Source organism: Streptomyces xanthochromogenes (assembly GCF_014650455.1).
GTDB lineage: Bacteria > Actinomycetota > Actinomycetes > Streptomycetales > Streptomycetaceae > Streptomyces > Streptomyces xanthochromogenes.
The window spans coordinates 133,022-151,416 of the sequence record NZ_BMUZ01000009.1 but is presented as its reverse complement, the minus strand read 5'-3'; the positions used below and the strand labels follow the sequence as shown (position 1 = coordinate 151,416).

General features: G+C 71.1%; 13 protein-coding genes and 3 pseudogenes. 5 read left to right on the top strand and 11 right to left on the bottom strand.

The features are described 5' to 3' along the window. Window positions 1-661: 661 nt before the first annotated feature. Window positions 662-1,782: pseudogene (locus tag IE267_RS23460) on the bottom strand (IS630 family transposase). A 70-nt stretch (window positions 1,783-1,852) separates the two neighbouring features. Here IE267_RS23460 and IE267_RS39715 point away from each other — a divergent pair. Further along, window positions 1,853-2,164 (top strand): annotated as a pseudogene (locus tag IE267_RS39715) (immunity 53 family protein). Between the two features lie 118 nt (window positions 2,165-2,282). Here IE267_RS39715 and IE267_RS23445 read toward each other — a convergent pair. Next, window positions 2,283-2,528 carry an isochorismatase family protein gene (locus tag IE267_RS23445; RefSeq protein WP_229861388.1) on the bottom strand — a complete coding sequence of 82 codons (246 nt, stop codon included), beginning with the start codon at window positions 2,526-2,528 and terminating at the stop codon, window positions 2,283-2,285. Between the two features lie 686 nt (window positions 2,529-3,214). On the opposite strand from IE267_RS23445, the pseudogene IE267_RS23440 reads away from it, so the two are divergent. Continuing rightward, a pseudogene (locus tag IE267_RS23440) lies at window positions 3,215-4,015 on the top strand (peptide-N4-asparagine amidase); the annotation flags it as partial. A 46-nt stretch (window positions 4,016-4,061) separates the two neighbouring features. Here the strand turns inward: IE267_RS23440 and IE267_RS23435 are convergent. The 3 genes from IE267_RS23435 to IE267_RS23425 all read right to left on the bottom strand — a co-directional run bounded on the left by IE267_RS23435 (window position 4,062) and on the right by IE267_RS23425 (window position 9,118). Continuing rightward, window positions 4,062-5,483, bottom strand: coding sequence for a Gfo/Idh/MocA family protein (locus tag IE267_RS23435; RefSeq protein WP_167155416.1), 1,422 nt, complete (start codon window positions 5,481-5,483; stop codon window positions 4,062-4,064). 205 nt (window positions 5,484-5,688) lie between these two features. Next, window positions 5,689-8,637, bottom strand: coding sequence for an FAD-binding and (Fe-S)-binding domain-containing protein (locus IE267_RS23430; RefSeq protein WP_189764572.1), 2,949 nt, complete (start codon window positions 8,635-8,637; stop codon window positions 5,689-5,691). Between the two features lie 22 nt (window positions 8,638-8,659). After that, window positions 8,660-9,118, bottom strand: coding sequence for a MarR family winged helix-turn-helix transcriptional regulator (locus IE267_RS23425; RefSeq protein WP_161247969.1), 459 nt, complete (start codon window positions 9,116-9,118; stop codon window positions 8,660-8,662). 116 nt (window positions 9,119-9,234) lie between these two features. Between IE267_RS23425 and IE267_RS23420 the strand changes: the two genes are divergently transcribed. Then, the gene (locus tag IE267_RS23420) at window positions 9,235-11,046 is read left to right on the top strand and encodes an ABC transporter ATP-binding protein (RefSeq protein WP_189764571.1); all 1,812 of its coding nucleotides are present in this window, start codon (window positions 9,235-9,237) and stop codon (window positions 11,044-11,046) included. A 389-nt stretch (window positions 11,047-11,435) separates the two neighbouring features. Next, the gene (gene mltG, locus IE267_RS23415; RefSeq protein WP_167155425.1) at window positions 11,436-12,266 is read left to right on the top strand and encodes an endolytic transglycosylase MltG; all 831 of its coding nucleotides are present in this window, start codon (window positions 11,436-11,438) and stop codon (window positions 12,264-12,266) included. On the opposite strand, the gene IE267_RS23410 is transcribed toward mltG, so the two are convergent. From IE267_RS23410 to IE267_RS40465, 6 genes are all read right to left on the bottom strand, one after another. Further along, entirely contained in the window at window positions 12,226-13,374 is a 1,149-nt protein-coding gene (locus IE267_RS23410; protein WP_229861387.1) for an NAD(P)-binding domain-containing protein, read from the bottom strand. The two genes, mltG and IE267_RS23410, sit on opposite strands and share 41 nt — an antisense overlap. Window positions 13,375-13,403: 29 nt before the next feature. Then, entirely contained in the window at window positions 13,404-14,612 is a 1,209-nt protein-coding gene (locus IE267_RS23405; RefSeq protein WP_167155428.1) for an LLM class flavin-dependent oxidoreductase, read from the bottom strand. Beyond that, complete coding sequence (locus IE267_RS23400; RefSeq protein ID WP_189764570.1) at window positions 14,612-15,646, bottom strand: ABC transporter substrate-binding protein; 1,035 nt, start codon at window positions 15,644-15,646, stop codon at window positions 14,612-14,614. Before IE267_RS23400 ends, IE267_RS23405 begins: the two co-directional genes overlap by 1 nt. Window positions 15,647-15,742: 96 nt before the next feature. After that, a complete protein-coding gene (locus tag IE267_RS23395) occupies window positions 15,743-16,525 on the bottom strand; it encodes an ABC transporter ATP-binding protein (RefSeq protein ID WP_189764569.1) in 783 nt (260 codons plus the stop codon). After that, on the bottom strand, window positions 16,498-17,376 hold the full coding sequence (locus tag IE267_RS23390; protein WP_167155437.1) for an ABC transporter permease: 879 nt from the start codon (window positions 17,374-17,376) through the stop codon (window positions 16,498-16,500). Before IE267_RS23390 ends, IE267_RS23395 begins: the two co-directional genes overlap by 28 nt. 255 nt (window positions 17,377-17,631) lie before the next feature. Continuing rightward, window positions 17,632-17,718 (bottom strand): hypothetical protein, encoded by an 87-nt coding sequence (locus IE267_RS40465; protein ID WP_364130558.1) that lies wholly within the window; start codon window positions 17,716-17,718, stop codon window positions 17,632-17,634. A 133-nt stretch (window positions 17,719-17,851) separates the two neighbouring features. Between IE267_RS40465 and IE267_RS23385 the strand changes: the two genes are divergently transcribed. Next, window positions 17,852-18,274: a secondary thiamine-phosphate synthase enzyme YjbQ gene (locus IE267_RS23385; protein ID WP_167155440.1), complete on the top strand. Its 423-nt coding sequence runs from the start codon at window positions 17,852-17,854 to the stop codon at window positions 18,272-18,274. Window positions 18,275-18,395 lie beyond the last annotated feature (121 nt).

Here is an 18,395-nt window from a genome sequence, read left to right as displayed (position 1 = left end):
GGGCAAGCGCGCCTTGAATACCGGCGCTGCAGCTGCGAGTGACGGCGCACTTCACGCCGACCGACAGACCGCGCGTCGAGAACGAGCAAGCCGGGCTACGCAAGTGGCACCGTCTGCGACCCGAAGCTGCGCACCCGTGCTGGCCCCGCCCGGGAGGCTGCGATGGGGGTGCTTGATGTCCGCGGGGATGGCGCGGCACCACGCCATGCACATGGATCTGTCGGCTGGCTGGGTGGACTCCCGGGCGGATTGCCCGGGGTTCGGGGTATCAGCTCGTTGGAAACGGGGTGATGGTGGGCCGTCAGTTCAGCTGGGGCGCAGGCTGTTTGGCAGCCGCGATCATTTTCGGAGCGTCCGGTGCTCCGCATCGGTGGGCGGCCCCACCGCGGGTGACGGGAAGCCGTCCCCGTCGGCGGCCGTGCCCGCAGTCCGCCGGGGCCGGGACCCGGGCGCGCCCGGGGGGTGTGAAGGAGCTGCCGGGAGCATGCTTCCCTCTTCACGTCGGTGCCGTCACGCCCAAGGACGATCTCGCGGGTGTCGCACCTGCCGCCCTGGGAGGCCCAGTGTGGGGACTTCTCCCTGTTGTACCCGGCCATCGAACCCATTGTCGCAACCTTCACCCCCGCTAGTGCCCTGACCGCATAGGTTCACCGGCTTGGGGTCAGGCTGCGTCGACGAGTGAGCGGCCGCCCCACCGAATGCCTTTCTCGCTGCGGATGCGGGCGCGTTCCTTGCGTTCGGCGGCGAGGACGTCGCGATGGCGGGCGTTGGCGTTGCGCCAGCGCAGGTAGCGGTGCAGCTCGCGTGTCTGGACGGTGTGGTTGGGGTGTTCGAGTTGGCGACGGTGAACTGCCGCAGCGGCCCGAAATGGGCCTCGATCGGGTTGGCCCAGGAGGCGTAGGTTGGGGTGAAGCACAGTTCGACGCGGTTCTTTATCGCCCATTGCCGGATCATCTCGCCCTTGTGGGCGGACACGTTGTCCAGGATGACGTAGATCGGGGCGCCGTCCGGGCGAGCCGCGCGGATCGATCGGAGCGCGGCCAGAGTGTTCGAAGCGCCCTTTTTACGGCGGTTGACACCCCACAGGGTGTCGTCGCCGACGGAGTAGCAGCCGTGGAAGTAGCGAACACCGTGGGTGCGGTGGTAAGTCGCGGGGTGCCGCTCGGGTCGGCCCTGCGCGGCCCAGCATGATCCGCGGGTGGGCCGGATGCCGAGCGGGCCGAATTCGTCGAACGCGAACACGCGGTTTGGGAAGTGCTCCAGGACGTGCTCGATCCGGTCCAGCTTCGTGTCGCGGGCGGGGTCTGGCGACTCCTTCCAGGTCTTGGTCCGCTGGAAAGTGACGCCGCGGCGGACGAGCAGGCACCGTAACGCCTCGCGGCCGATCCGGATCACGCGTCCGTGGACGCGGCGCAGGTAGGCGGCGAGTTTGCGGAGGGACCAACGGGTAAAGGGCTGGCCGAGCTTGGTCGGGCGGGTGGTGGCCGTCTGGACGACGAAGTCCTCGTCGTCAGGACTGAGCAGGCGGGGACGGCCTCCCGCCCACCGAGGGTTAAGGCAGGCCAGTCCGATCTCGTTGAACCGGTGGATTACGTCGCGGACGGTGTCCTCGTCGGCCCGCACCAGTTGGGCAATCACTGGGACCCGGTTCCCGCCGGCCGAGGCCAGCAGCATCATCGCGCGCCGGTAGCGCACCGAACTGGTGCTGCCTCGCCGCACGATCTGCTGCAGCCGCTGCCCCTCCTGATCGGTCAGTCTTCGCACGCGCACCGGCTCGGCCATCGCGACTCCCAGGGCACGTTGAACCAACCGCGTCCGGTCTGGACCCGCGGCTGACCTAGCATCCCGTGCCATGAGCGAAGCCGAGAACGTTTTGGACCGGCTGCAGAGTTGGTACTCCGCACAGTGCAACGGGGACTGGGAGCATGAGTGGGGTATCAAGATCGACACGCTCGACAACCCTGGCTGGTAAGTGCGCATTGACTTGGAGGACACCGACCTCGAAGGGCACGACTTCCTCCGCCAGGACCTCCGACGCAGCAAGGACGACTGGGTCTTGGCCTGGACCTCGGGCATGACCTTCCATGCTGCATGCGGGCCAGGCAACCTCACTGAGGCACTCACCCTCTTCCGCGGGTGGGCGGTGGAGAACACCCCGCAGTAACACAGTCCCGACTCGATCCCTCCAGCCGCAGACGCCCCCACCCGGTGAACCTATGCGGTCAGAGCACTAGCTGCGCGCGAGCAATCGTCACGGTGCCGCGCTCGTGAGCGTGAGGTGGTCATAGCGGGAGGTCCAGCTGCCCGAGATGGCCTTGCAGTCGGCGTGTAGTGGTGGGGGCTTGGGGAAGAGGGCGGTTGGCCCGCAGGCGTCCCGCTGGATGAGGCTCGTCTGAACCGGGGTGGTTGAAGTAGCGGGAGAACAGCACCGGCGCCCCGGCCGCCTCCCACTGCTCGATGAGGCGGCCGATGACGGGTACCACGTGCCGGCTGTGCTCGATCACGAAGCCGTTCTGCACATCGATCACGATGAGGGGCGGAGGGGGGGCACCCGGTCTGCCTTCCTGTTGGAGGCCGACTCAACGCAGCGCGTGCTGGGCCGATTTCAGCCGCTCGGGCAGTTCGCTGGTTGCGAGGATCGCCTTGCGCCCCAAGCGGTGCTGTACCGTTTCGACCGGTCCGGACTACGTGAGTCGAGAGTACGCGGCGGCCAGGGGCCCGCGCCCGCACTCTGGAGGCATGACCGGATCCTGCCCGGCCCCGCTGGCCCACGCTCGGATCGAGCGCAGATGGTCCCGGGCCCGCATCCACAATGGCCGCGGAGCTCCGCGCCCGATGGCGTACCTCGACGGGGAGCGAGAGCTCCCCGTCGCGCTCAACCCGGGTGCACCCGGCCATAGGGGAGTTGCAGTGGGCGGACGTGAAGGAACAGGCGGTCCGCCTCCGTCTCCCCGTGGGCGCCGCTGTCGCCAAGGCTGCTGTCGAGGTCGATCAGCCCCGCATCGTCCGGGGGCCGAGGTCGCATCAGGGCTGTATGAGGGCGCCCCCCTTGGTTCTGACGCACCGTCGGATTCCGGGCACTCCCGGGCACCTGGCGGTGCGCGAGATGGGGGAGCCCACGGGGTGACCTGGGGCTACTCCGGGCACACCAGGTGTGGTGATTTCCCGAGAGGTCACTGTGAAACCGCAGGTCATACGTGCTCCCATGCTTTCAGCTAACCCGTCTCTCTGGTACGTCGTGCCCGCGCCCCGCGCCTTCGACGTCAAGCCCGTCGAGTACGACCTGACGCCGTACGCCGCGTTGCTCAACGACGGCCGCCCGCACCAGGTCGAGGTGGCCGTCGCCGGGGTGCCCGCGGGCCAGGACGGCTGGTCCACGCCCACCAATCTCCTCATCTGGCAGGACCGGGGGAGCAAGGTCGTCACCGGCGGGCTGACCCGGCACGAGGAGTCGACCCCGGTCGACTCCACCACGTACCAGCCGGGTTCACCCGAGCTGCGGCTCGACGCCAGGAGTGAGCACCGCCTCACGACCGCCGGGTACCTCGACACCTCGCACGGCCGCGTCACCACCACCGTGACCCGCTCCGTGTCGGCCGACTCGGTGCACCGCTGGACCGAGGGCGAGAACAACGATGCGCTGAAGGGGAGTTGGCGCGACGACCAAAGCGTGACGACGTCCGGACGCGGCCCCTCGGTGACGGCGCGCGACAACCGTACGTACACGATGGACGGCACCACGACCATCGGCGCGGACGGCCGGCTGCGCACCGCCATCACGCTCGGCGACCGCGCGGACTCGATCACCCTGCGCGGCGCCCGGCCCACCGCGTTCTCGCACCTCGACGACACCTACCGGGGCGACGCTTCCTGGACGATGAACGTGCCGCGCGAGCAGCGGCACGCGACCGGCACCTCCGCCGAGCGCTACCGCCTGTACGGCTCGGACGGCTGCTACGACCGCAGCCTGAAGACCGTCCAGGGCACCCTGACCGAAGACGTCCGGCACTGTTGAACCCCCCCCGGTGCTCCCGGCCGCACGAGGCCGGGAGCACCGGCCCTCACGCGTCGGCGGGCTTCTCGGAGTCCATGCCGGGACGCGACGTGCGCCACTCGCCCCGGGTGAAGTCCGGGATCTGCTGCGGCAGTCCGCGCTGCTTGATCGACAGATGGCTCAGCGGGACCGGCGAGGTCCAGGTCGCCGCGTCGTACACGTCGAAGTCCGGCACGAGGCCCAGGCGCATGCACTGCATCAGGCGGAACACCAGCATGTAGTCCATTCCCCCGTGCGCGCCGGGCGGGTTGGCGTGCTCCTTCCAGAGCCAGTGGTCCCACTCCGCGTACGCCGAGAAGTCACCCCACTCGTCGTTCTTGTGGTCCGGCTCGATGTAGATCCGCTCCGGGTAGTCCTCGAAGAGGCCCTTGGTGCCACCGAGGCTGTTGATCCGGCTGTAGGGATGGGGCGTCGACACATCGTGCTCCAGCCGGATCACCCGGCCCCTGGCGGTCTGCACCAGGCTGATGGTGCGATCGCTCCCGATGTACGACTCCTTCCAACTCGGGTCACCGGCAGGCATGTTCGCCTCCCGGTAGCGGGAAAGGCCGAGCGAGGGGGAGCCGACACTGACGATGCTCACCGCGCGGTCGCCCCGGTTGAGGTCCATGTAGTTGGCGACCGGGCCGAAGCCGTGGTTGGGGTACAGGTCGCCGCGCAGGCGGGTGTGCCAGAGCCTGCGCCAGGGGCCCTCGTAGTAGGCGGGGTCGAACATCAGCGAGCGCAGGTCGTGGTTGTAGGCGCCCGCGCCGTGCAGCAGGTCCCCGAACTTGCCCGCGTGCGCCATGCGCAGCACCCGCATCTCGTTGCGCCCGTAGCAGCAGTTCTCCAACTGCATGCAGTGTCTGCGGGTCCGCTCGGAGAGGTCCACCAGGGCCCACAGCTGGTCCAGCTGGAGCGCGGCCGGACACTCGACGCCGACGTGAACCCCGTTCAGGAGGGCCGACTTGGCGATCTCGAAGTGCGAGTCCCAAGGCGTCGCCACATGGGCGAAGTCCACGTCGCCGCGCCGCAGGAGCTGCTCGTAGTCGTGGTCGCCGTGGACGTAGACGGCCGGCGCGGGCTGCCCGGCGGCGGTCACCTTGGCGGCCACCCGCTCGGCCTTCGCCTTCACGGGATCGCAGAGCGCCACCACCTGGACGCCCGGCACGGCGAGATACAGCTCGGCCATCGCGGCCCCGCGATTGCCGAGGCCGATCAGCGCGACCCGCACGGTCGAGCGCCGCTGGAACGGCACCCCGATCATGGTTCTGCCCTGACGCGGGGGTTCCTTGGCGGCGGTTCCCCCCGCCGCCCGTTCCTCCGGCTGCTGCGCCGCCTCGGCGGTGCCGCCGAACGCCCCGAGCCCGAGCCCGGCGCCGGCCGCCCCCGCGGTCCACAGAACGGAGCGCCGGCTGACGTCCTGGTGCTCCGGTACTGCGTCGTTCATCGAGCCTCCTGGTGATCGACAGGATTTCCATGGGCGGAGATTTGCGCGACCTTTGCCGAACCTAGGTAGCGACCTTGAAGGAAGGTCCGGCTGTGCGCAAGAGCCCCGCCGGTCTCTTGATACCGGCCCAGGAAGGCTTGGTGACGTTCCATCAGGGGACGGGGGCGCGCGTGTCGCCGCCGGAGCCCGTCCCGTGTGCCGGTGCTCAGCTCCGGCGGAGGTACTCCGGCCCGGGGCGCGTGGCCCGTTCGAGCTCCAGGATCACGGAGTAGTACCGGCGGCCGGTACCGCGTTCGAGACCCACTTCGCACATCCGGTTCGCCGACAGATGTGCCTCGTAGGGCCGCGCCCGCACCTCCGTGGCCTCGCGGGCGGTGGCCGACGCCGTCAGCTCCGGATGCAGCATCCCGCGGTCTCCGGCGAACGCGCAGCATCCCGCGTCGTCCGGAACGACGACCTCGTCCGCACAGGCCGCCGCGACGGCCCGCAGCTGTGCCTCGTCCCCCAAGTGCCGCATGGAACAGGTGGGATGGAGGACGGCCGAGCGCGCGGTGCGCAGGACGGTGAGCCGGGGGAGGAGTTCCTCGGCGGCCCAGACGACCGAGTCGAGGACCGTCAGCTCGCGGTGCAGCTCCCGGTTGTCGTCGCTGAGATGGGGCACCACCTCGTGCGCGATGCCGAGCGTGCACGACGAGGCGTCGACCACCAGCGGGAGCCGCCCGCCGGCGGTCCAGCCCCAGGCGGCCTCGACGATGCGGTTGGCCATCACCGCGTTGCCCTCGGTGTACCCCTTGGAGTGCCAGATCGTGGCGCAGCAGGTGCCCGCCACATCGTCCGGGATCCACACCGGCCGCCCGGCCCGTTCGGAGACCGCCACCAGGGCCTCGGGCAGCGAGGGCCCGCGAAAGCCGTCGGGCTCGCCGAAGATGCGGTTGACGCACGCCGGGAAGTAGACCGCCGCGGCGCCGACCCGCGCGGTGCGCGGGAGCGTGGCGCTCGCCGCGCCGGGAATCTGCGGCAGCCACTCCGGAACGAGATCGGGGCGCACGGCCTTGCGGGCGAGGCCGGTGACGCGCTCCAGGAGCCGGTCGCCGATCTTGTCGGCCGCCGCGACCGCGAGCCGCGCGGACACCTCGACGGCCTTGAAGTTCCGGGCGGCGAGCGCCGCGGCGCGTTCCTCGCGCGCGCTGTGCCGCTGGTGCCGGAAGTCCTTCATCAGGGCGCCGGTGTCGATGCCGACCGGGCAGTCGAGGGCGCACGTCGAGTCCCCGGCGCAGGTGTCGACCGCGTCGTAGCCGTACGAGTCGAGCAGCGCGGACTCCACGGGCGAGGCATCCGGCTGGCGCATCATCTCCCGGCGCAGCACGATCCGTTGGCGCGGAGTGGTGGTCAGGTCCTTGCTCGGGCACGTCGGCTCGCAGAAGCCGCACTCGATGCAGGGGTCGGCCACCAGCTCCACCTTCGGGATGGTCTTCAGGCCGCGCAGGTGGGCCCGCGGGTCACGGTCCAGCACGATGCGCGGCGCGAGCACCCCGTCCGGGTCGATGACCTGCTTGGTGCGCCACATCAGCCCGGTCGCCTTCGGGCCCCACTCCAGCTCCAGGAACGGGGCGATGTTGCGGCCCGTGGCGTGCTCGGCCTTGAGCGATCCGTCGAAGCGCTCCACGGTGAGGCGGCAGAACTCGTCCATGAACGCGGCGTAGCGGTCCACGTCGGACGGCCGGGAGGCGTCGAAGGCCAGCAGGAAGTGCAGGTTGCCGTGCGCGGCGTGACCGGCGACCGCGGCGTCGAAGCCGTGCCGCGCCTGGAGTTCGAGCAGGGCCGCGCACGCCTCGGACAGGCTCGACGGCGGCACCGCGAAGTCCTCGGTGATCAGCGTCGTACCGGAGGGGCGCGTCCCGCCGACCGCCGTCACGAACGCCTTGCGGGCCTTCCAGTAACCGGCGATCGTCCACGGGTCCCGGGTGAACGCATTGGTCACCGAGGCGACGGGCGCGACCAGTTCGAGCCCCGAGAGCACCTCGCCCGCGGCCCGCTCGTACGCCTCCTGGGCCGCCGCCGACGGCGCCCGGAACTCCACCAGGAGCGCCGTGGTGTCCTTGGGCAGGTCGGCCCAGTCGGCGGGCACCCCCTTGACGCTGACGGAGGCCCGCAGCGTATTGCCGTCCATCAGCTCGACGGCGATCGCGCCCGCCTCGTTGAACAGCGGCACGGCCCCCGCCGCGGCGGGCAGCGAGGGGAAGAAGAGCAGCGCGGTGGAGACCAGGCGATCGAGCGGCAGCGTGTCGAAGACGACCTCCGAGATGAAGCCGAAGGTGCCCTCGGAACCGACCATCAGCCCCCGCAGGATCTCGACCGGCGTCGCCCCGTCGAGGAAGGCGTCCAGACGGTAGCCGTTGGTGTTCTTGATCGTGTACTTGGCGCGGATACGGGCGGTCAGCTCCCGGTCCGCCTCGATCTCCTCCTTGAGCTCCAACAGGCCCGCGCAGAGCCGGGGTTCGGCATGCGCGAGGTCCTCGTCGGCCCTCGGGTCCCCGGTGTCGACGACCGTGCCGCTCGGCAGGACGAAGGTGAGCGAGGAGACCGTGCGGTAGGAGTTGCGGGTGGTGCCGGCCGTCATGCCCGAGGCGTTGTTGGCGACGACACCGCCGACCGTGCAGGCGATGGCACTGGCCGGGTCGGGCCCGAGCACGCGGCCGTGCCGGGCGAGGGCGGCATTGGCGCGGACGACGGTGGTCCCCGGGAGCACCCGGGCCCGCAGCCCGTCGTCGAGCACCTCGATGCCCGCCCAGTGCCGGCGCACGTCGACCAGGATGTCCTCGCCCTGTGCCTGTCCGTTCAGGCTGGTGCCCGCCGCCCGGAAGACGACCTCGCGGCCCTTGCCGTGGGCGTACGACAGGATCGCGGAGATGTCGTCGATGTTCTCGGCGACGACGACCGCCCGCGGCACGAAGCGGTACGGGCTGGCGTCCGAGGCGTAGCGCACCAGGTCGGAGACCTTCCAGCACACCTTGTCCGCGCCGAGCAGCGCGATCAGCTCCGAGCGCAGCGGCTCCGGGGTACCGGCCGCGAGGGCGTCGGGGACCCGGTCGGATGAGGGGGCGCGGCGCCCCGTCGGGCGCAGGCTTCGCGGATCGGGCTCCAGCAGCGGCATGACCACGGCCTCCTCGGGTCCGTCAGCAGCGGCGCTCCGGCGATCCGTCCACCAGAGCCGTCAGCAGTCCGCCGAGCACCTCGCGCTGGTCGGCGTCCAATGGAGCCAGGATCTCCTCCGCGGCGCCCCGGCGCGCGCTGCGCAGCGCGCGCAGCGTGGCGCGCCCCGCCTCCGTGAGCTCGATGCGGATGACCCGGCGGTTGGTGGGATCGGGCACCCGCCGCACGTCACCGCTCTCCTCCAGGGCGTCGACCAGGGTGGTCACGGCGCGCGGCACGACCTCCAGGCGCGCGGCCAGGTCGGCCATGCGCGGCGGCTCGCTCCAGTGCGCGAGGGTGCGCAGCAGCCGGGACTGCGCGGGCGTGATGCCCACCGGCTCCAGGTGCTGCTTCTGGATCCGGTGCAGTCGGCGGGTCAGCCGCAGCAACTGCTCGGCCAGGAGGCCGTCGGCGTCGGGGGCCCGGGAAATGTGTGGCTGCATACGGGAACAATAACAGGACCTGGTTCATTGTGAGTATAGGTAACAATGAGCTATGCTCTCGAAGTCGTCGTCGCGCCGCCCCCGGGCGGACGCCCTCACACCTGTCGAAGGAGCCCATGCGCCCCGAACAATCCACCTGGACACCCCCGCCCCGCGGCTCCGAGCCGCAGGAGCCGGCGCAGATCCGCCGCATCCTCGGCCTCTTCCGCCCCTATCGCGGCAGGCTGGCCGTGGTCGGGCTGCTCGTCGCCGCCTCCTCGCTCGTCTCGGTCGCCTCGCCGTTCCTGCTGCGCGAGATCCTCGACGTGGCCATCCCGCAGAACCGCACGGGCCTGCTGAGCCTGCTCGCCCTCGGCATGATCGCCACCGCGGTCGTCAACAGCGTCTTCGGCGTGCTCCAGACGCTCATCAGCACCACCGTCGGCCAGCGCGTCATGCACGACCTGCGCACCGGCGTCTACGCCCAGCTCCAGCGGATGCCGCTCGCGTTCTTCACGCGTACGCGCACCGGTGAGGTGCAGTCCCGGATCGCCAACGACATCGGCGGCATGCAGGCGACCGTGACCTCCACCGCCACCTCGCTGGTCTCCAACCTCACCGCCGTGGTCGCCTCCGTCGTCGCGATGCTCGCGCTCGACTGGCGCCTGACCTGCGTCTCGCTGCTCCTGCTCCCCGTCTTCGTGTGGATCAGCCGAAGAGTGGGCCGCGAACGCAAGAAGATCACCACCCAGCGCCAGAAGCAGATGGCCGCGATGGCCGCCGAGGTGACCGAATCGCTCTCGGTCAGCGGCATCCTGCTCGGCCGCACCATGGGCCGCGCCGACTCGCTGACCCGGAACTTCGCCGACGAGTCCGAGCGCCTGGTGGACCTCGAAGTGCGCTCCAACATGGCCGGGCGCTGGCGCATGTCCACCATCGGCATCGTCATGGCCGCCATGCCCGCCGTCATCTACTGGGCGGCCGGGCTCGCCCTGCAGACCGGTGGCCCCTCCGTCTCCATCGGCACCCTGGTCGCCTTCGTCTCGCTGCAGCAGGGCCTGTTCCGGCCCGCCGTGAGCCTGCTGTCCACCGGCGTCCAGATGCAGACCTCGCTCGCCCTCTTCCAGCGGATCTTCGAGTACCTCGACCTGCCGGTGGACATCACCGAGCCCGCCGAGCCCGTGCGCCTGCCCCAGGCGCGGGGCGCGGTCCGCTTCGAGGGCGTCGACTTCCACTACGACGACAAGCAGGAGCGGCCCACCCTCTCCGGCATCGACCTGACCGTGCCCGCCGGCGGAAGCCTCGCGGTCGTCGGCCCCACCGGCTCGGGCAAGTCCACGCTCAGCTATCTGGTACCGCGTCTGTACGACGTGACCGGCGGCCGCGTGACGCTGGACGGCGTCGATGTGCGCGAGCTCGACTTCGACAGCCTCGCCCGCTCGGTCGGCGTGGTCTCGCAGGAGACGTACCTCTTCCACGCCTCGGTCGCCGAGAACCTGCGCTTCGCCAAGCCCGAAGCCACCGACGAGGAGCTGGAGGCGGCCGCCCGCGCGGCCCAGATCCACGACCACATCGCCTCGCTGCCGGACGGCTACGACACCCTCGTCGGCGAGCGCGGCTACCGGTTCTCGGGTGGCGAGAAGCAGCGCCTGGCCATCGCCCGGACGATCCTGCGCGACCCGCCGGTCCTCATCCTCGACGAGGCGACCAGCGCGCTCGACACCCGTACCGAACAGGCGGTCCAGCAGGCCATCGACGCGCTGTCCGAAGGCCGCACGACCATCACGATCGCCCACCGCCTGTCCACCGTGCGGGACGCGGACCAGATCGTCGTCCTCGACGGTGGAGTGATCGCCGAGCGCGGCACGCACGAGGAACTGCTCGAACAGGACGGCCGATACGCGGCGCTGGTCCGCAGGGACGCCCAGCTCGCCCCCGTCCGAAGCTGAGCCTTCGGACACACGGCGACGCCGCCGCTCCCGTGGGACGGGGAACGACGGCGCCGGGCGTGACGATCGTCAGACGAGCCAGCCGATGAAGTGGAGGACGCCGGCGAGCAGGTCGGTGATGAGGTTCATGGTGGTGCTTTCTCCTTGTACAGGCGATGCGGCATCGGGACAACGCCGCTGTGGAACCGCGCAACTCCGGTCTGCAGCCCGTCGCTTGCGCCCTACAAGCATCCGTCGCCACAAGGGAGTTGAGCAACGAATCCGGTGGCGATCACGCGTACCGGCGAACACCCGATCCCCTGTTCGTGTGTTCCCCAAGGGGCGGGGCTGAGCGTGTCGGCGCCTGTCGGATGTCCTGTTTGTCCGATCTGTGGGGGTAGCGTGCCGCCATGAGCGAGACCGCTTACCGACGACGCCCCCGACCGACCCGCCGCGGTCGGCTGCTTCTGCTGCTGTTCGCGCTGCTCCTGGTGATCGCCGTGGTGCTCGTCCTGGTGCTGCGCGAGACCGGCGCCCCGGCCCGCACCCTCCTGGTGCCCGAGGGCTGGCGGGCGAGCCAGGTGTACGCGGCCGTCGACAAGCGCCTCGAAGTGCCGCCCGGCACCACCAAGCAGGCCGTGGCGGGCGCCGACCTCAAGCTTCCGGCGGAGGCCAAGGGCAATCCCGAGGGCTATCTGTTCCCGGCGACCTATCCGGTCACGGACGACACGACTCCGGCCGGCCTGCTCGCCTACATGGTCGAGACCGCCAACAAGCGCTTCGGGCAGGACCGGATCACCGCGGGCGCCCGGCGCGGAGCGCTGACGGTCTATCAGATCGTGACCATCGCCGGAATCGTGCAGGCCGAGGCGGACACCACGGCCGACATGGGCAAGGTGTCCCGGGTCATCCGCAACCGGCTGGCCCACGGCATGCCGCTCCAGATGGACTCGACGCTCAACTACGCGCTCAACCGCTCCACCCTTGCCACCACCACGGGCGACACCAGGACCGACAGCCCGTACAACACCTACGAGCACAAGGGCCTGCCGCCCACCCCCATCGCCAACCCCGGCCAGGAGGCCGTCGAGGCAGCCATCAACCCCACCCCGGGCAACTGGCTGTACTTCGTGACGGTGGCCCCCGGAGACACCCGGTTCACCGACAGCTATGCCCAACAGCGTTTGAACGTAAGGGAGTTCAACGAGAATCAGAAGAAGTCGACAGCCGGCGCGGGCTGAGCGTGGGGCGCGGCTCGGGGCTCGCCCCGCGTTCGAGCAGCCGCTCGATCTCCCGGACCGCCGACCGGCCGGCCCGGTTCGCGCCGATCGTCGACGCCGAGGGGCCGTAGCCGACCAGGTGGACGCGCTCGTCCTTCACCGCCCGCGTGCCCTCGATCCGGATGCCGCCGCCCGGCTCGCGCAGCCGCAGCGGGGCCAGGTGATCGATGACCGGGCGGAACCCGGTGGCCCACAGGATGACGTCGGCCTCGACGCTCCGCCCGTCGTTCCAGACCACCCCGCGCTCGGTGATCCGGTCGAACATCGGCAGCCGGTCCAGGACGCCCCGGGCGCGCGCCGCCCGGACCGCGTCGTTCAACGGCAGTCCCGTCACCGAGACCACGCTCCTCGGCGGCAGCCCGAGCCGCACCCGCTCCTCGACCATCGCGACGGCCTCGCGCCCGGCGTCCTCGTCGAAGGGGCCCTCGCGGAAGACCGGCGGCCGGCGCGTCACCCAGGTCGTGTCCGCCGCGACCTCGGCGATCTCCATCAGGTGCTGGGTGCCCGAGGCGCCGCCGCCCACCACGATCACCCGCTGCCCGGTGAACTCCCCGGGGCCCGGATAGTCCACGGTGTGCAACTGCCGCCCGCGGAAGGTCTCTTGACCCGGATAGCGCGGCCAGAACGGCCGGTCCCAGGTGCCGGTGGCGTTGATCAGGGCGCGGGTGGCGTAGTCGCCCTCCGACGTCTCGACGAGCAGCCGGCCGGCATCGCCCTCCCGTACGGCACGCACGTCGACGGGCCGGTGCACCCGCAGGCCGAAGGCGTCCTCGTACGCGGCGAAGTACGCGCCGATGACCTCCGCGGACGGGCGATCGGCGTCGGCGCCCGTCAGTTCCATCCCCGGCAGGGCGTGCATCCCGTGCACCTTGCCGTAGGTGAGCGAGGGCCAGCGGAACTGCCAGGCGCCGCCCGGCCGTGGCGCGTGGTCGAGCACCACGAAGTCGCGGCCGGGCTCCAGGCCCGCCCGCCGCAGGTGGTAGGCGCCGGACAGACCCGCCTGCCCGGCGCCTATGACCACCACGTCCACGTCTCGCACCCCGAAGTCGTTCACGGTTCTACCAACCATGCGGGGTGCGGGGATCTTCCCGGGTCCGCTCAGCGGCCGCCGCCCACGAGCAGGGGGGCGCCGCCGGGCGCGGAAGCGGGCCGCCCGTTGACCGCGGGCACCCCCAGCAGCGGGGAGGCCGGGACGGTCGGAAGCAGTCCCCGCGCGGCGAGGTCCGGCGTCACGCCCTCGCCGAACCAGTACGCCTCCTCCAGGTGCGGATAGCCGGACAGGACGAAGTGCTCGACCCCGAGGTCGTGGTACTCCTCGATCCGGTCGGCCACCTCCGCGTGACTGCCGACGAGTGCCGTGCCCGCCCCGCCCCGCACCAGACCCACGCCCGCCCACAGGTTCGGCGAGATCTCCAGGCCGTCCCGCGAGCCGTTGTGCAGGGCGAGCATCCGCTGCTGGCCCACCGACTCGCTCTTGCCGAGCGCCTGCTGGGCCGCCGCGATCGTCTCCGCGTCGAGGTCGCCGAGCAGCCGGTCGGCCGTGGCCCACGCCTCGCGCGAGGAGTCCCGGGAGATGGTGTGCAGCCGGATGCCGAACCGCACCGTGCGCCCGCGCTCCTCCGCGAGGCCCCGGATCCAGTCGATCTTCTGCTTCACCTGGGCGGGCGGCTCGCCCCAGGTCAGATACACATCGGCGTGATCGGCGGCCACCGGCCCGGCGGCGGGCGAGGAGCCGCCGAAGAAGATCTCCGGCCGCGGGTCCGGCGGCAGCGCGGTGAGACCGCCCTCCACCTGGTAGTGCTCGCCGTGGAAGTCGTACGGCAGCCCGCTCCACACTCCGCGGACCACGGACAGGAACTCCGAGGTCCGTGCGTAGCGCCGGTCGTGGTCGAGGTGGTCGCCGAAGCGCCGCTGCTCGGTCGAGTCGCCGCCGGTCACCACGTTGAGCAGCAGCCGGCCGCGGGTGATGCGCTGGTACGTCGCCGCCATCTGGGCCGCGAGCGTGGGGGAGATGACGCCGGGCCGGAAGGCGACCAGGAACTTCAGCCGCTCGGTGTGCTGGGCGAGCGCGACCGTCGTCAGCCAGGCGTCCTCGCACCAGGTGCCCGTCGGCGTGAGGACCGCCTCGAAGCCCAACTGCTCGGCTGCCTTGGCTATCTGGATCAGGTACTCGATGTCGGGCGCCCGCACCCCGGTCACCGGGGTGATGCGCGAGCGCTTGATGCCGCCGTCGGTGTAGGCGTGCCGGTCGACCAGGGTCCGGCCGTCACCGCCGGTGGGCAGGAACCAGTGCAGATGGACGGTCATCAGGAGGAGGCCTTTCCGTACGAGCGGGGTGCGGTGGTGGAGGCGGGCAGGGAGCCGTTGAAGCGGGTGTCGACGTAGTCCTTGAACGTGAAGCGTCGCGGGATCAGCTTGAGTTGGGCGAAGGTGTCGGCGATCTGCTGCTCGGAGGTGATGGCGGCGGCGTCCACGGCGACCGGGACCCGGGTGCCGTTGCTGCGCTTCACCGAGTCGAGCGCCACCGAATAGGGCAGCCCGGTCTCCTTCGCCCAGACCTTCGCCCAGGCCTCCGGGTGCTTGAACACCCAGTCCTGGGCGCGGTTGAGGCGCTGGAGGTAGTCCCCGATCGCCTTCGCCTTGACCGGGTCGCCCAGCGCGTCGGGTGCGGCGACCTGGAAGCTGAGGCCGTTGACCTGGCCCTCGCCGGTGGTCAGGACGCGCCCCTTCTTCGAGCCGAGGACCTGCGAGGTGTAGGGGTCCCACACCGCCCAGGCGTCGACCTTGCCGCGGTTGAAGGCGGCCAGTGCGTCGGCCGGCTGGAGGTAGTTGAGCTTGACGTCGCCGATGCCGAGCCCGGCGTTCTTGAGCGAGGCGAGCAACTGGTAGTGGGCGGAGCTGCCCTGGGCCACGGCGATCGACTTGCCGCGCAGATCGGACGGCTTCTTCAGCGGCGAGTCGTAGGGAACGAGGATCGCCTCGCCCGCGGACGAGCCGTGACTTGCCGCCACGACCTTGATCTTGGAGTTGGCGCCCGCGGCGAACACCGGGGGAGTGTTGCCGACCGCGCCGATGTCGACGGCCTTGGCGTTGACCGCTTCGAGCAGCGGGGGACCGGAGGTGAAGGTGGACCACTTGATCTTGTAGTCGAGGTGGTCGAGCTCACCGGCCGCCTTCAAGATGGCCTCCGAACCGCCTTTCTGGTCACCGACGTTGAGCGTGACCGAGCCGGAGCCCGAGCCGGACCCGGTCTTGGAGTCGGCGGCCGAGTTCCCGCCGCACGCGGCCAGGAGCACGGTGAGCGGCAGGAGCAGCAGGACGGGCAGGGTGTGGCGTCGCATGAGTACGTTCTTTCCTTCGCGGTGTTCGCAGGGGTGCGGTGTGCGCGGCGTGTGCGGAGGTCGCCGGTGTTCGGCGGGTGGATTCCGGTGCTGCGATCAGGAGGCAGAGGCAGAGGCAGAGGCAGAGGCAGGAGCGGCGGCGGGCTGCTCCACGCCCAGTTCGCCCAGGAGGCGGGAGCGCAGCGCCGCGAAGCCGGGAGTGCCGACCGAGCGGGGCCGGTCCAGCGGGACGGACGTGTCGTGGGCGATGGCGCCGTCCCGCATGACCAGCACGCGGTCGGCGAGCAGCAGCGCCTCGTCCACGTCGTGCGTGACGAGCAGTACCGCGCAGCCGCGCCGCTGCCACAGCTCGGCGACGAGGTGCTGTGCCTTGATCCGGGTCAGCGCGTCGAGGGCGCCGAACGGTTCGTCGAGCAGCAGCAGATCGGGCTCGCGCACCAGGGCCCGGGCGAGGGAGGCGCGCTGGGCCTCACCGCCGGACAGCGTCTTGGGCCAGGCGCCCGACCGATGGCCGAGCCCCACCTCCTCCAACGCGCTCTCCGCGACGGCCCGTTCGGGCTTGCCCGGCAGCCCGAGCAGGACGTTGCGCCACACCCGCTTCCACGGCATCAGCCGGGGCGCCTGGAAGGCGACGGCCCGCCGCTTGGGCACGAGGACCGTGCCTTCGATCTCCCGGTCGAGCCCGGCGAGCACCCGGAGCAGGGTGGACTTGCCGCAGCCGCTGCGCCCGAGCAGCGCGGTGAACTCCCCTGCCCGCAGGGTGAGATCGAGCCCGTCGATGACCGGGCGCCCGTCGAAGGCGCGGGTCAGGCCCGCGACCCGTACGGCCTCGGTGGCGGTGGCCTCGGTGGTCACTGGCCGGTGAAGGTCGGTCGCCATTGCAGGAGCAGCCTTTCGAGAGTGCGGACGACGGCGTCGGCGAGCAGGCCGAGGAAGGCGTACACCACCAGGCAGACGACGATCACATCGGTGCGGAAGAACTCGCGGGCCTGGTTCATCAGGAATCCGATGCCGGCGTCCGCGTTGATCGACTCACCGAACACCAGGGCCAGCCAGGCGGTGGCGAGCGAGTAGCGCAGGCCCGTCATCGCGCCGGGCAGCGCGCCCGGCAGGACGACGTGGCGCACCAGACCCCAGCGGCCGAGCCCCAACGCCTGTCCTGCTTCGACGAGTTGGGCGTCCACGCCGCGGATGCCGGCGTACACGTTCAAGTAGAGGTGGAAGGCCACGCCGAGTGCGATCAGGGCGACCTTCGGCGCCTCGCCGATGCCGAGCCAGATGATGAACAGGGGGATGAGGCCGACCCACGGCACGGTGCGCAGCATCTGCACGGTTGCGTCGATCAGGTCCTCGCCGAGCCGGGAGAGCCCGGACACCAGGGCCAGTGCGATTCCGGCCACGCCGCCGATGAGCAGGCCGACGGCGACCCGCTGGAGCGAGATGGCCATCGCCGACGGCAGGGTGCCGTCCGAGATCAGATCGGCTCCCGCGCGGGCCACGGTGCCGGGCGAGGCGAGCGTGTCGGGGCTCAACACCCCGGTGGCGCTGAGGACTTGCCACAGCACGAGCAGGGTCACCGGTCCGACGGTGCGGCGCAGCCAGCGCGGCACCGAGCGCAGCGGGCCGCGCCGGGAGGCGGCGGGAAGGACCGGTTCGAGGGCGGGTCCGGCGGGTGGCGCGGCTTTTTCGGACGGGACGGATATGTCTGGTGGGGCATGGTCGACGGTCATGGGGGCTCCATGGTCGGAAGAAGAGGGGACCCGGGGCCCCGGGCGGCGTCGGCCGCCGCACCACGGCGCGGGCCCACGCCGAAGCGGGGCCGTGCGGGGCGGTGGTGCGGGGCGCGGCCGGCCGGCCGCACGCGTCGGCGGGCGGCCAGTGGGGCTCAGGCGGAGAAGGAGGCGTACGAGGGTGCTGGGAAGGACGTCAGAACCACGACCGGCCGGGGAAGGGGCCGTCGGGCGCCGCAGGGGCGGAAGAGGACGTCAGCAGCCGCGACAACAACAAGCGGCGGACGCCACCCGCAGCAGGTCGATGTGACCGCGCGTGGTGAGCAGTGCTGTACGCAACATGGCGTGAACGTAGCGACCCGTTCCGGACGAGGTCAACGCCGTCTCGCCCCTCGGACGACCGATCTTGCCCGTTGGGCACTTCATCGGTGCGGCTGCCGCGTGTACCCGGAGGGTCGGCGGGAAGATGGGAGGCATGTCCGACACCTTCACCACTCATGTCCTGAACCTCACGACCGGCTCCCGCGAGACGGTCACCGATCTGACCGGGGACTGCGAGGAGTTCCTGCGGCAGCGCGCCGCGGGCCGCGAGGGCCTGCTCCACGTCTTCGTGCCGCACGCCACCGCGGGGATCGCCGTCCTGGAGACCGGCGCGGGCAGCGACGACGACCTGCTCGCGGCCCTGCACACCCTGCTCCCCGCCGACGACCGCTGGCAGCACCGGCACGGCAGCCCCGGCCACGGTCGCGACCACGTCCTGCCCGCGCTGGTGCCGCCGCACGCCACGCTGCCCGTCGTCGACGGCCGGCTCGCGCTCGGAACCTGGCAGTCGGTGTGCCTGGTGGACACGAACAAGGACAATCCGAACCGTCAGGTGCGGCTGAGTTTTCTCGGCTGAGTACGTGAAAGCCACATCAACAGTGGGTGAGTTGAGGGTGTGGCATCATGGCCGCGTTGTCCGCCCGGGGTCACCGGCCCGAATCCCGGGAATCAGTTGAATCGGCATTGCGACAGCCTGC

Excerpts from the sequence above, each read along its gene's own strand:
- IE267_RS23405 (WP_167155428.1), bottom strand. The coding sequence starts at position 14,612 with ATGACCGTCCATCTGCACTGGTTCCTGCCCACCGGCGGTGACGGCCGG.
- IE267_RS23410 (WP_229861387.1), bottom strand. The coding sequence starts at position 13,374 with ATGGTTGGTAGAACCGTGAACGACTTCGGGGTGCGAGACGTGGACGTG.
- IE267_RS23400 (WP_189764570.1), bottom strand. The coding sequence starts at position 15,646 with ATGCGACGCCACACCCTGCCCGTCCTGCTGCTCCTGCCGCTCACCGTG.
- IE267_RS23390 (WP_167155437.1), bottom strand. The coding sequence starts at position 17,376 with ATGACCGTCGACCATGCCCCACCAGACATATCCGTCCCGTCCGAAAAA.
- IE267_RS23435 (WP_167155416.1), bottom strand. The coding sequence starts at position 5,483 with ATGAACGACGCAGTACCGGAGCACCAGGACGTCAGCCGGCGCTCCGTT.
- IE267_RS23395 (WP_189764569.1), bottom strand. The coding sequence starts at position 16,525 with ATGGCGACCGACCTTCACCGGCCAGTGACCACCGAGGCCACCGCCACC.
- IE267_RS23420 (WP_189764571.1), top strand. The coding sequence starts at position 9,235 with ATGCGCCCCGAACAATCCACCTGGACACCCCCGCCCCGCGGCTCCGAG.
- IE267_RS23430 (WP_189764572.1), bottom strand. The coding sequence starts at position 8,637 with ATGCCGCTGCTGGAGCCCGATCCGCGAAGCCTGCGCCCGACGGGGCGC.
- mltG (WP_167155425.1), top strand. The coding sequence starts at position 11,436 with ATGAGCGAGACCGCTTACCGACGACGCCCCCGACCGACCCGCCGCGGT.
- IE267_RS40465 (WP_364130558.1), bottom strand. The coding sequence starts at position 17,718 with ATGTTGCGTACAGCACTGCTCACCACGCGCGGTCACATCGACCTGCTG.
- IE267_RS23425 (WP_161247969.1), bottom strand. The coding sequence starts at position 9,118 with ATGCAGCCACACATTTCCCGGGCCCCCGACGCCGACGGCCTCCTGGCC.
- IE267_RS23385 (WP_167155440.1), top strand. The coding sequence starts at position 17,852 with ATGTCCGACACCTTCACCACTCATGTCCTGAACCTCACGACCGGCTCC.